Origin of the sequence: Streptomyces sp. NBC_00448, assembly GCF_036014115.1 — a bacterium.
Classification (GTDB): domain Bacteria; phylum Actinomycetota; class Actinomycetes; order Streptomycetales; family Streptomycetaceae; genus Actinacidiphila.
This window is the reverse complement of sequence record NZ_CP107913.1, coordinates 2,983,969-2,996,541: the sequence shown is the minus strand read 5'-3', so window position 1 is coordinate 2,996,541 and position 12,573 is coordinate 2,983,969. Positions and strand designations below refer to the sequence as shown.

General features: G+C 75.5%; 8 protein-coding genes and 1 pseudogene. 2 read left to right on the top strand and 7 right to left on the bottom strand.

The window, feature by feature from the left end:
• Positions 1 to 46 precede the first annotated feature (46 nt).
• Positions 47 to 403 (bottom strand): DoxX family protein, encoded by a 357-nt coding sequence (locus OG370_RS12625; RefSeq protein ID WP_328463605.1) that lies wholly within the window; start codon positions 401 to 403, stop codon positions 47 to 49.
• A 588-nt stretch (positions 404 to 991) separates the two neighbouring features.
• On the opposite strand from OG370_RS12625, the pseudogene OG370_RS12620 reads away from it, so the two are divergent.
• Positions 992 to 1,444: pseudogene (locus OG370_RS12620) on the top strand (DUF2306 domain-containing protein); the annotation flags it as partial.
• Between the two features lie 31 nt (positions 1,445 to 1,475).
• On the opposite strand, the gene OG370_RS12615 reads toward OG370_RS12620, so the two are convergent.
• From OG370_RS12615 to OG370_RS12595, 5 genes are all read right to left on the bottom strand, one after another.
• Entirely contained in the window at positions 1,476 to 6,242 is a 4,767-nt protein-coding gene (locus OG370_RS12615; RefSeq protein ID WP_328463603.1) for an SAV_2336 N-terminal domain-related protein, read from the bottom strand.
• Positions 6,239 to 7,225, bottom strand: a complete 987-nt coding sequence (locus OG370_RS12610) for an AAA family ATPase (RefSeq protein WP_328463601.1) — start codon at positions 7,223 to 7,225, stop codon at positions 6,239 to 6,241. Before OG370_RS12610 ends, OG370_RS12615 begins: the two co-directional genes overlap by 4 nt.
• An 18-nt stretch (positions 7,226 to 7,243) precedes the next feature.
• Positions 7,244 to 9,130 carry a VMAP-C domain-containing protein gene (locus tag OG370_RS12605; protein ID WP_328463599.1) on the bottom strand — a complete coding sequence of 629 codons (1,887 nt, stop codon included), beginning with the start codon at positions 9,128 to 9,130 and terminating at the stop codon, positions 7,244 to 7,246.
• Positions 9,131 to 9,179: 49 nt separating this feature from the next.
• Positions 9,180 to 9,509 carry a CU044_2847 family protein gene (locus tag OG370_RS12600; protein ID WP_328463597.1) on the bottom strand — a complete coding sequence of 110 codons (330 nt, stop codon included), beginning with the start codon at positions 9,507 to 9,509 and terminating at the stop codon, positions 9,180 to 9,182.
• A 197-nt stretch (positions 9,510 to 9,706) separates the two neighbouring features.
• A complete protein-coding gene (locus OG370_RS12595) occupies positions 9,707 to 10,378 on the bottom strand; it encodes an HAD-IA family hydrolase (protein ID WP_328463595.1) in 672 nt (223 codons plus the stop codon).
• A gap of 200 nt (positions 10,379 to 10,578) precedes the next feature.
• Here OG370_RS12595 and OG370_RS12590 point away from each other — a divergent pair, with 200 nt between their 5' ends.
• The gene (locus tag OG370_RS12590) at positions 10,579 to 11,181 is read left to right on the top strand and encodes a hypothetical protein (protein WP_328463593.1); all 603 of its coding nucleotides are present in this window, start codon (positions 10,579 to 10,581) and stop codon (positions 11,179 to 11,181) included.
• A 74-nt stretch (positions 11,182 to 11,255) separates the two neighbouring features.
• On the opposite strand, the gene OG370_RS12585 is transcribed toward OG370_RS12590, so the two are convergent.
• The gene (locus OG370_RS12585; protein WP_328463591.1) at positions 11,256 to 12,467 is read right to left on the bottom strand and encodes a peptidoglycan-binding domain-containing protein; all 1,212 of its coding nucleotides are present in this window, start codon (positions 12,465 to 12,467) and stop codon (positions 11,256 to 11,258) included.
• Positions 12,468 to 12,573: the final 106 nt, after the last annotated feature.

Genomic DNA, 12,573 nt, shown 5'->3' with positions numbered 1-12,573 from the left:
CACGCGCAGGGCACGCGCAGGGCACGCGCAGGGCGTGGCTCCCCGGTCACCAGGGTCCGTGGTCGGCCAGGCCGAGGGTCAAGGCGGCCACCGCCGTGGCGAGGAAGACGATCCCGCCCACGATGTTCCGCGAGCCCACCCGCAGATGGGCGAAGATCGCGCCGATGAAGTACAGCACGAGGCCGCAGGCGGCGAGGGTCCCCAGCAGTGGCACGGCGAACCCGGCCGCCAGCCCCACGGTGCCCGCCGCCAGCAACATGCCCAGCACCGGCACCCACTTGCGGGCTATCCCCTTCATGTCCGCCTGGGTCTTGGGGTATTCGTGGCCGATCAGGTAGGTGACGGCGGCGGCGCCGTTGAAGACCACACCGAGGATGGTGACCGTGACGTAAGCGGCGAACACGTTCTCTCCGTTCTGTGCTGGGAGCCGGGCGATGAGGTTGCCGGGCACTCCGTCGCGGAGTGCCGCTGCCTTGAACGACCGGCGGGCGACCCGATCTGTGACATCGGCCGGGCGGTGGGCGGCCCCGCGTACTCCGGGGCGTACTCCAGGACGTGATCGGGGGCGTACTCCGATCCGCGTAGTGCGGATGCCGCCCTGGGGCGGACGCGGCCCGGCTCCGCCCGGACCGAGTTGAGCAGGTTGGGGGCAACGGGGCGGGGACACCGGGGCGGGGGAGAGGAGACGGCGCGGGTGGTCGCGGTACCGATCGGAAGCCGGCGGCAGGGGAGCGCGGACCGTACGAGGATCAGCGGATCGCTGCTGGGCGACGCCGTGACGGCGGTCGTGATCGCCGTCGCGCCGCCGCCCACCGCCGGGCCTGGGCCCTGTTCGTCGTCGCGACCGCCGCCGGCGCGGGCCTGGTCAGCCCCTACGTGACGTTCCACATCGGCAGCGGGCGGCTCGACATCACCGGCCACCTGCACTGGTACGTGCTGGTCGTGCACATCTTCGCCGCCCTGGTCGCGCTGGTCCTCGGGCCGTTGCAGTTTCATCCCGGCGATCCGGGCGCGCCGGCCGGCGCACCGCGCGATCGGCCGCGGCTACCTCCTCGCCGGTGTGCTGCCGGCCGCGCTGGCCGCGATCCCGGTGGCGCTGCTCTCCGGCCGCCTGCTCACCCAGGTCGGGCTGACCATGGCCGCGGCCGGCTGGCTGGCCACCGGCCACCTCGCGCTCCGGGCCGCCCGCCGGCGGGACTTCGAGGCGCACCGGTCCTGGATGGCGCGCAACTACGCGTTCACCTTCCTCGCCGTCACCGCCCGCGTGGTCGTGCCCTTGCTCCTGCCGGCCCAACTCCCGTTCCGCGGACCGGCCGAGCGCGCCTCCTTCGGCGACGAGGCGCACGACCTCGTCCCCGTCGGCCAGACCCTCGGTTGGATCGTCGACCTCGCCGTGGCCGAGGTCGTGATCCGGCGCCGCCGCGCCCGCTCAGCCAACGGGTGACCGTCCGCTGCGCCCGCGCCTGACTGCCAGGTCAGTCCGACGTCTGCGCCGGCCCGCCCGTGCGCCGGTAGAGGGCCTGCGCCTCCTCGATACGACCGAGGTGCTCCAGGCAACGTGCCTCGTCGTGGCGGCTGCTGAGGGTGTCGGGGTGGTCGCGGCCGAGTACCCGTTCGCGCGCGCCGGCGACCTCGCGGTAGACGACCAGCGCCTCGCGCCAGCGCCCGAGCCAGCCCAGGCAGACGGCGACCTCCCGCTTGCTGTCGAGGGTGTCCTCGTCGTCGGGGCCGAGTCCGTGCTCGCGTGCCACGGCCACCTCGCGTGCCACGGCCAGCGCTTCCTCCCAGCGGCCGAGGCGGCCGAGGCTGACACCGAGTGCCTGCCGGGCCCGAAGGGTCTCACGGTCCGCGGCCCCCGAGCTGCGGGTACGGCTCGCCACCAGTTCCCGAAGGACCGCGAGTGCCTCCGCGTTGCGGGCCAGGCGGATCAGGCAGATCCCGATCTCGTAGCGAGCGGCGAGGGTGTCGGGGTGGTCGGGGCCGAGTGTCCGTTCCCGGGCGTCGGCGACCTCGCGGTAGACCTCCAGCGCCTCCTCCCAGCGTCCGTCCTGACCGAGCAGGAACGCGACCTCGTAGCGGGTGCCGAGCGTGTCGGGGTGCTCGGCGCCCAGCACCCGCGACCGGGCGTCGGCGACCTCCACCGTGGCGGTGTACGCATCCTCCGTACGGCCCAACTGGGCCAGGTTGTAGGCGAGGTTGTGCTTGCACCGCAGCGTGTCGGGGTGGTCGGGGCCGACGGTGCGCTCGCGGGCGTCGAGCACCGCGGCGAACTCCCGGCGGGCCTCCCCATGGCGGCCGAGCACGCTGAGCGCGTACGCGGTCTCGTGGCGGGCGGCGAGCGTGTCGGGGTGGTCGGGGCCGAGCACGCGGCCGCGGACCTCGGCCACCTGGGTGTGCAGCGGCAACGCCTCCTCGGCCCGGCCGAGTCGGGTCAGCCAGTAGGCCGCTTCGTGCCGGCCGGCCAGGGTGTCGGGGTGCTCGGGGCCCTGGATGCGCTCGCGTTCGGCGGCGACCGAGAGGTGCAGGTCGTAGGCCTCGGTCCAGAGCCCGAGTTGGCCGAGGCTGTCGGCCGCGGCCTGGCGGGCGGCCAGCGCGGAGAGGCCGTCGTCCTGGCCGGACGGGGACGGTACGTCCGCGGGGGCAGGGGCGGGGACAGGGCCCGGACCTGGTGCGGAAGGATGCCACGCTTGCTGCTGGGGAGCGGCGGCCTGTTGCGGCCTCGCCGTGAGGCGCGCGGTCACCTCGGCGGCCTGCTGCGGGCGGTCCGCGGGGTCCTTGGCGAGCAGGTCCAGGATGAGGCGTTCCAGCTCCACCGGCAGGTCGGGGCGCCGTGCGCGCGGCGGCTCGGGGATGTGGTCGCGGTGCGCGACCAGGATGGACCAGGCGTCGCCGAGGTCGAACGGCGGCTTCCCGGTGGCGAGTTCGTACAGCACGCAGCCCAGCGCGTACAGGTCGCTGCGCTGGTCGACGACGGAGGCGTTGATCTGCTCGGGGGACATGTAGTGCGCGGCGCCCAGGGCGACACCGGTGCCGGTGAGGCGGGAGGAGAAGCTGTCGTCGCCGAGCCGGGCGATGCCGAAGTCGCAGACCTTCACGGTTCCGTCGCCGAGGCGCATGATGTTGGTCGGTTTCAGGTCCCGGTGCACGACGCCGCGCTCGTGGGCGTAGGCCAGTGCGGACGCCAACTGCAATGCGATGTCGATGAGTTCGGGGATCTGCAGCAGGCGGCCGCCGGACTGGGCGAGCACCTGGCGCAGGTTGCGGCCGTCGAGCAGTTCCATCACCAGGAACAGCACGCCGTCGTGCTCGCCGAAGTCGTGCACGACGGTGATGCCGCGGTGCTGGAGCGCCGCCGCCACCCGCGCCTCGCGCCGGAAGCGTTCCTGGATGGCGCGGGTGAGCCCAGCACCGCCGGAACGACCCGGCAGCCGCAGGCACTTGACCGCCACCCGGCGGGCCAGTGACTCGTCCTCCGCACGCCACACCTCGCTCATCCCGCCGCGCCCGATCAGCCGGCGCAGCCGGTAGCGGCCCTGGATCAGGGCGGGCGGGGCGGGTCCCACGGCAGGGACCGCCGGCATCGCGGGGAACTCCTGCGCGGTCTGCGGGCCTTGGGCCGCCCAGGAAAGGGGCACCGCGGGTGGAGGGGCGCCCGGCGGCGCGATGTCCGCCAGGTCGTCGAGGAACCGGCGAGCCGTGGGCCGCCGGCGCGGGTCGGGGTCCAGGCAGCGCTCGATCAGCGTGCGCAGGTCGCCCAGGTGCCGCGGCAGCCGGGACAGGGAGCGGGGATCGTGCGTCACCTCGTAGACCAGGGTCGTCCCCAGGCCGTGGATGTCGAAGGACGGGTCCAGCGGCTCGATCGTCGAGTACCCCTCGGGCGGCAGGGGGCCGGTGGCGCGGGAGCGGTACTGCGGATACGGGTGGACGCGTCCGTCGAACTGGGCGTAGACCCAGCTGATGAGGACCACCGAGCCGGGGACGGCCAGGACGGCGTGCGGTGAGAGGTTGCCGTGGACGATGCCCGCGGCGTGGGCCCGGTCGAGTGCCGTGGCCAGCTCGCGGGCCAGTCCGGCCAGGGAGCGGAAGTCGTCCGCGGGGCGGGCGTGCTGCCAAGGGGCGCGGATGAGGTTCGCCGCCGCGCCGCCCGACGCCGAGGTGACGTACTGCATCGCCAGCCAGGACGGCGGAGTCTCCGGGTCGATGCCGAGGAACGACGGTGCCTGCCGGCCGTCCATCCGGCGCAGCGCCTCCGCCTCGACGCGCAGAAGGGCGCCGAGCATCTCGGGGCCGGGGCTGAAATCCCGCGGCAGATCCTTGACCAGGGCCTGCCTGCCCTCGGCGTCCTCCCCCAGGTGGACGTCGGAGAAGTCCGCCGAGCTGACGAAGCGGACGAGCCGGTACGGGCCGACCGTGCGCGAGGTGCCGGGGGTGCCGGGTGCGGCCCGGCCGCTTCTGGCGGTCCGGCCGGCCGCCGGGTCGGCCGGGCTGGTCGGGCCGGCCGGGGCGGCCGGACCGGTCGGGAGGCCCGGGAGCCTCGGAGCAGTGCGGCTGCCCGGGGTCGCGGGGGAGGCAGGCGCGGCGGGGGCGTCGGGGTGCGCGAGGCCGTCGGCCGAGGCCCGGACCCGAGGAGGCGGGCTCGCCAGCCCGGCCCGGACCAGCGCCTCCTGCCGCAGCAGCGCCCAGGGAATCCCGTCGGCGGGCAGCTCCGCACCGCCGGCGGGATCGGGCAGCAGACCCGGGACCCGTCCGGCCGCTCGTGGCGCCTGGCGCTCGATGAACCGGGACACCGCACGGATGACCTGGTCCGTCTCGTGGCCGCGCAACGACCCGAGCAGGGTGGCGCGCACGCCGGGAAGGAAGCCGTGGGGGATGTCCTCCGGCGCGGTGGGGCGGCCGGTCGGCTCCGGGACGACCAGGCCGCTGAACAGGACCTCGGCCAGTACCGTCGGCGGGCTTCCCGGGATCATGGCCGCCTGCACGACCCGCATGATGGACACGCTGAGCGGCACGGCCGACAGGCAGGCCAGCAGCCGGAACGCCTCCGGCGTGGCGGTCGCGTGGAAGTCCCGCAGGCGCCGGTCCGGCGTTCGCGGATCGTCGCGGGACCGCGGCGGTTCGGGGTCGGCGGACAGCAGCGCGACCGCGGTGTTGGCGCTGCGGGAGCCGGGGCCGGCCAGCAACTCGGCCCAGGGCCCGAGCCACGCGGGGCTCAACTCCAGGACCGGAACGGGGATGCTGCCGTCCGGGAGTTCCCGGCTGCCGCGCCGCCGCCCGGTGTACGCCAGATCGGTGTTGGCCGCCGAGAGGGGCGCGCGCCGCAGCCGGGCGGGAACGGCCGGCAGCGCCGTACGGCTCCACAGCCGTTCCGGCAGCGCCTGGAGGACGGCGAGGGGTCCGGCCGCCGCCCACCGCCGCATCGTGTGCCGTACCGCGGGGTCCTGCCAGCCGGGTGCCACCGCGTCGGTGAGGACCAGCACCAGCCTGCGGCCGGACGGGTCGTGCAGTTCCGAGGTGGCCCGCAGCCGGTCCGACGGCGGCGCCGGCCGCGCGCTCAATCCCGGTGAGCCGTCGCGCCCGGCCTGCAGGTAGCGCACCCGTACGGTCCTGAAGGCCCCCAACTGGAGCAGCAGGCGGTGCACTTGGCGGGCGAGGGGAGCCCAGAGCAGCAGGCTGGTCGGGTGGCCGTCCACCACGAGGACCGCGTCGAGCCAGCGCTCCGGCGCGGGCCGCAGCACCGGCAGCCGCGCGGCCCCGCGGTGCCGGGCGGGCCGCTGCGCCAAGGCGTCGACGGTGGCTTCCTCGTCGAGGTCGCCGCCCTGCCGTGACGGCACCCGCCGCTTGAGCGGCCGCAGGGCGCGCAGCAGTTCGAGTTGATGGGGCAGCGGCGGGGCGGCGGACAGCCGTACCGGACTGGCCGGCCGCCGGCGGGCGCCGCCCGGGAACGGGGCGGTGCCCGGGGCGTGCAGCGGGATCGCGGGTTCGCCGACCGCGGGCGACCGCTCGTCCGGGAGCGCGGGGCCGGTGTCGACGGTTTCGTCGAGCGCTGCGGGCGGGAGCTCCTCCGGCTCCTCGTCGGCCGCGGACGCGGAGGCGCCGGCGGGCAGTCGCGTGGCGAGCCAGAGGATCTCGGCGATCTCCCGCGGTGTGGGGTCGTCCGCGCCGGGTCCGAGACCCGGTCCGGGTCCGAGGCCGGGCCCTGGTCCGAGTCCGGCCAGCACGGACCGGAACGCGTCCACGCTCATAGGCGGTCCTGGTTGAGGAACTGCAGGACGAGATCGGCGACATGGCCGCGGTCGGTCGTGTCGCCCTGCGCGTGCCGCGCCAGGTACACCGCCTGCAGCAGCTGGTCGGTGGCCAGTTCGCCCTTGCTGCGCCGGTCGAGGAAGAGCGAGATGAGCTGCTCGGCGTGCGGCGCCGCCTCGCCCAGGTGGGCGTGCACGATGGCGCGCAGCCGCTCCGGCGAGGGCGTCGGAAGGTGCAGGCGTACGCACCGCCGGAGGAAGGCGGGCGGGAAGTCGCGCTCGCCGTTGCTGGTGAGCACGACGAACGGGAATGCCCTGCACCGCACTTGACCCGCGGTGATCGCCACCCGCCGGCCGTCGTCGGCCGGCCGGACCTGCGCGTCGGTGAGCGTGTCGGCGACCCGCGACAGCTCGGGGATCTCGAAGAAGCCCTCCTCGAACACGTCCAGGAGGTCGTTGGGAAGGTCGATGTCGCTCTTGTCGATCTCGTCCACGAGCAGCACCCGGGGAAGCGCGTAGGGCGCCATCGCGGTGCCGAGCGGACCGAGCCGGAAGTACCGCCCGACATCGACCGGCGTGGCCGCGGGTGTGCGGTCGGCCTCCTCCAGCCGGCCGATGGCGTCGTAGCGGTAGAGGCCGTCCTTGAGGGTGCTGCGGCTGGTGATCGGCCAGCGCAGTACCGGGCCGAGCCGCAACTCGTGGGCCACCGCGTACGCCAGGCTGGACTTTCCCACGCCCGGGTCGCCGGTCACCAGCAGGGGACGGCGCAGGTACAGCGCGGTGTTGACCATCTCGACCGTCTTCGGGTCGGCCTGGTAGGCGACGGCCCGCAGCGGCCAGCGGTCGGACAGGCCGTAGGCGTGGTCCCGGTCGAAGGCGGTGGGCCGGTCGGAGTAGAACGCGCGCCAGGGCGGCGGTGCGGGCAGATCCTGGATGCCGTCGTGGGGTTCGCCGCTGCCGCGGTAGATCAGCCAGTCGTCCATCGGATCGCTCTTCTCTTCCTACGCGTAGCGCAGCGGCGGGTGGGGGAGCCGCCGCTCGGGGTCGTCCCACAGGAGCACGAGGTCCTGGGCGTGGTGTCCGCCCGCGGGGGTGACCGCGGCCCTCCCGCGCAACTGCCGTACCCGCTCCGGCCACTGCTTCGGCGGGGTGACCTCCACGTCCGTGCGCAGCCTGGTGAAGAACGTCTCGGCCGGGCAGCGCCGGTCGCCGGCGCCGCCGGGACAGTCGCGGGGCAGCCGGGACGGGCAGCCCGAGTACGCGGCGGCGGAGCAGTCGTGGAGGTCGGACCGGCGCCAGAGGATCACCGGCACCCCCGAGGCCAGCGCGACCTCCAGGACGGCGCCGGAGGAAGGGTGCCGAAGCGAGCTGGCGAGCACCAGCGCGGCCATCGCGGGCTCGGACTCGATCCACCCTTCGAGGACCTCCTGGTCCGACTCGTCGTTGCAGGCCAGTGCCATCGACGGTCCCGCCGCCGACGCGGCGGTGAACCGGTCCCACCGGCTGTGCCAGTACTGGCGCAACTCCTCGTCGTCGAACCGCTCCAAGTCCCTCAGCACCACCGGGTGTTTGCGGCCGAGGCTGGACCAGGTCTTGCGGGTCCAGGGCTTCCACTCGTCGAAGTCCTGCTCCATGAGCTCCTGGGGGACGATCAGTTCGACCATCACCGGGTCACCGCCCGACCGGCCCAGGAGGGCGAGTTGCTCCGGCAGCATGCTCCGGGCCCGCTCCAGCGCGGCCACGAGCGGGAGGGCGTCCGACTCGTGGCCCGCGGGCGAGATGGCGTCCGGACCCTCGTACCGCCACATCGCCACCGTGTAGCGAGCCGGATCGACCGCGGAGGGCTTGAGGCGGACCATCACCGAACGCGGGACGGCGGGCCGCGCGGCGGCGGCCGGCAGGCTGGGGGCCAGGTCCTGGACGTCCAGTCCCAGCACGTCACCCTGCGTGTCGATCCACCACCGCAGCTTCTCGGCGGCGCCGCCGGACGCCGTACGGGCGACGGCCGCCGCGTGCAGCAGGCCGCGGGGAACGCGTCGATCCGCCGCGCCGAGCGCCTCCAACTCGTTGACGACGTCGCGGTGTTCGTGCAGCGGAAGGGCGGGTGCGGCGGCATAGCGGCCGGCCGCGTCGTGGAAGGCCGGCAGGAGGCCGCCCGGCTCGGGCGAAGGGACGGCGGCCAGCAGGCCGAACAGCGTGCGGTGCCCGCGCGGGGACAGCCGCGGCCACCCGAGCGGCGTCCCCCCGGGTGCCGGCGCGGTGGGCCACCGTACGTCCGTGGCGTGGAAGGCGTCATGGGCGCGGACCAGCGCCCGGTACGCCGTCGGGTCCAGGCAGCGCAACGCGCCGACCGGGGTGGCCAGACCGCCCATGTCGGTGCTGTCCATCCGGGTGGCCTTGACCACCGCGCAGATGCCGTGGGTGCCCAGATTCACCACCGGGCCGCCCGACATGCCGGGGGTGACCTCGTCGTGCTTCAGCCGGAACATCAGCCCGCCGTCGAAGAACTGGTCGCCCTGGTACGCGAAGACGGCGGTGACGATCTCGGGCTCGACGCGGTACTTGTCGGAGTAGCCGATGGCGGTCAACTGCTGCCCGCCCAGCGGGATCTGGTCGTGCCACCAGGCGCAGGGGTGGCCCTCCGGCGGGTCCTGGAGCGCCACGATCGCCAGGTCCGGATACGGCCACAGGCCGCCGTGCGCCGGGGCCGCGGAGGCGGCCAGCACCGAGCCGCCCAGCTCGCTGCCCTGCCAGCTCACCGTGACCGGTCCGCCCCGCTCGCCCGCGACATGGGCGCAGGTGACCACGTAGCCCGGCGCGGCCAGGAACCCGCTGCCCGCCGTCCGGCCACGCACCCGGACCAGGCACTGCTGCGCCGGCCCGGTCAACTGCGGTGTCCGCAAAGGCAGTTCGACCGCACCGCTAAGCGGGTCCCGGTCACTGCGGCGCCCCGGCGCCCGGCTGCTCGCCGCCCCACTCGAGCGTCACCTTGACCGCCGCGGTGCCGCTCGTCCCGGCCAGCGCGGCCACCAAGCCGTCCTTGCCGAGGGCGAGTTCGACGCCGAACTCCACGCTCACCTTGTCGGGGGCCGCCTGCGCCACGGCGTCGCGGACGTTGGTGGCCACCGTCCGCAGCGTCGTCTCGAACCCGCGGAGCGCTCGGGCGCCGCCGTCGAGGAGGCCGGAGTCCTGCGGTCCGCCGGGGGATTCGATCCGGGCCCAGATCGCCTGTCCGTCCGGGAGTTGAACCTCCACCAGCTGCCGCATGTCCCCCACCCGAACCGTCCCGACTCTCCGGGTTTCCACGATAGAGCCGCCGCGCGGCGCGGCGCAGGAGGTTCGTCCGTATGAGTCCCGGCAGCCCTCCGCCCGGGGCCGGCGTGGCTTCGCCCGGGATGGGCGGGGGCGTTCGGCGCCCGCGGTCAGGCGCCCGCGGTCGAGCGGCAGCGGTCAGGCGGTAGCGGTCACGCGGTGACGGTCACCAGGAGGCCGCCGCCGGGCGCGGGCCGCACGCTCACGTGCTCCAGGGAGGGGGCGTGCGCGCTGGGCCGGTGGGCGGCCGCGCGGGGGCCGACGCCGATGACCCGCATCCCCGCCGCGCGGGCCGCCGCGATGCCGACCTCGGCGTCCTCGAAGACGAGGCACTCCTCGGGGGCGAAGCCGAGTTCGGCGGCGCCCTTCAGGAAACCCTCGGGGTCGGGCTTGCTGGCGCTCACGCACTCCGCGGTGACCCGGACCGCCGGCATCGGCAGGCCGGTGGCGTCCATGCGGGTCTGCGCGAGGCCGATGCTCGCGGAGGTGACGAGGGCGTGCGGGTGCCCCTGGAGCGCGGCGAGGAAGGCGGGCGCGCCGGGGACGGGCACCACGCCGTCGGTGTCGGCGGTCTCCTCGGCGAGCAACTCCGCATTCTCGGCGAGGTTCTCGGCCACCGGCCGGTCCGGGAGGAGCACGGCCATGGTGGCGTGGCCCTGGCGGCCGTGCACGACCGAGAGCACGTGGACCGGGTCGAGCCCCTTGCGCTCGGCCCAGCGCCGCCAGCAGCGCTCCACGACCGCGTCGGAGTTCACCAGGGTGCCGTCCATGTCCAGCAGCAGCGCGCGGGCGCGGAACTCGGCGGAGGGGGCGGACGGCGTCATGGAAGTGCTCCCTGGGGTGCGAGACGGTGCGGGGGCGGCCGCCTCGTCTGGTGCCGTGGCGGCCGCCCCCGGCGGTAACTCCGTACTCCGTGGTCCCGCCCGCCGGTCAGGGGTAGCGGGCGGAACCACTTTGTTCCATCACGATACAAAAGATGTGGCCGCTGCGCCAGCCCCCACCCCGACCGCCCTAGACTCGCCGCATGCCCACGGAACCCTTCGGGCCGCTCCAGTTCCAGCTCGTGCTGCTGCGACGGATGGCCGACCACCAGCCGGGCCTGGTCGACGACGCGCTGCGCACGCTGGGCGTGAACCACACCGATCTGCGCGAGGCGAACCGCCGATGGCAGGCGCGGCTGCACAGCCGCACGTTCCCGCGCGGCGAGGCCCGCTACCGTACGGCGCTCGGGCCGCCGGAGGACGTCAGGGGGCAGCGGGCCGGGGATCTGGAGCTGCGGGCGGCGCTGTGGCCCGTGCCGCTCTGGCCCGACCTGCGGTTCGAGGTGGTCACGCTGCCCGGCCCGGGGGGAGGCGGCGCCGGGGCGGTCGTCAACGAGTGGCTGGTGCGCGCGCCCGGGGCGGAGCCGCCGCGCCCGGCGGCCGTCGCGGACCTGGCGCCGTGGTCGTGCACCGTGGACGACGCGGCCCGCGCCTTCCCGCCGGCGGCGCCGCTGCCGCCCGACGCGCCGTCCCGGGCCCGGCTGGCGCTCTCCGACCCGCTGACCGGGGGCCGGGTGATCGCGCACTTCACGTGGGGCCTGCTCCAGTACGTGGAGCCCGCGGGAACCGCGCCGGGGCGGCCGTAGCGCCGGGGAACCGGCCTGGCCCGCCGGCCACCGGGTGCCCTCGTCCGGCGCCCCGGGCCGGCGTTCCGCTCGTCCTACGAGTCGCCCTGCGTCTGGCGTTCGAGGGCGGCGCGGGTCTTGGGCCCGTACACGCCGTCGTGGCTGCCGTCGGCCGCGTCGGTGACCCAGTACCAGACCTGGAAGGTGGCCACCGCCAGACGCGTCTGGCTGTTGAAGACGCCGTTGATCGGCCCCGCGTAGACCCACACCTCGCTCAGCCGGCGCTGGAGGTCGGCGACGGCCGGGCCGGAGTCGCCGAGCTGGAGCACCTGCGTGGCGGCGGACGAGGCGTCGCTCGCGGGCGGCGTGGAGGTGTCGGTGCCCGAGCCGGTGGCGGGGTCCGAGGGGGCCGCGGGGGTGCCGGGCGCGGCCGAGGTGGACCCGGCGACGTGGGCCGATGTGCCGCCCGAGCCGGCCGGCGTGGTGCTGTCGGTGGCCGGCGGCGTGGTGGCCGACGTCGAGGGGGTGGCCGACGGGCTCGCCGCGCGGGTCGTGGTGGTCGTGGCGCTCGGGGCGCTGGGGTCGGCCATGGCCGGGGCCGACGACGCGGTGGACTGCGTGGCGTCCGTCGGCAGCACCACGTCCGGCATCGACGAGGACTGGTCGGGCAGCGCCCGGTCGGTGCTGCCCTGCTCCTGGCCGATCTGGCCGCTGACCGCCACGGCGCCCGCGGCCAGCGCGGACGCGGCGACCGCTGCTGCCGCCACCACGATGCCGCGCTTGCGCCGCCGGTGCCGGCCCCGGGCGGCCGCCACGGCGTGCGCGTGGGCCGCGTCGTGCCCCCCGTCGTGCGGGGCCTCGGCGTACTCCACACCCGCGTACGTGGCGGGGAACAGGCCCAGGTCGGCGACGGCGGGCCCGTCGTCGTCCACCGGGCCGGGCGGGTCGGTGTCGATCAGCCGCCGTACGGTGCTCTCGCCGGCCGCGTCGCCGTGCGGATCGGTGACGTAGGGGCGCAGCCGCAGCGGGTGGAAGCCCTCCACGGCCGCCACGGCCGCCGCGCGCTGCGCGGACCGCTCGGCGGCCCGTATCCCGCCCGCGTCGTCCTCGGCGCCCGTGCCGGGGCTGGTGGGCCCCGTGCCGTCGGCGGCGGTCGGGACGCCGTCCGCGCGGGCGCCCCCGATACGGTCCTCGGTCATGCCGTCACCCCTCGCGGCGCGGTCGCCCTGGGCGTACGCGTACGGCCGGTGCGACGGGTCCGGCCGGTCGTCCCGGCCGTCCTGTCCGCTCGGCTGCTCCGGCGCCACTGGGTCCCCTCCCGCCGTTCGTACCCGGGTCCGCACGATCCGTTCACACGGTGCGCGCGAATTCTCCGGTGATTATGCCGATCCGACACGCCTCCGGCACAGCGCC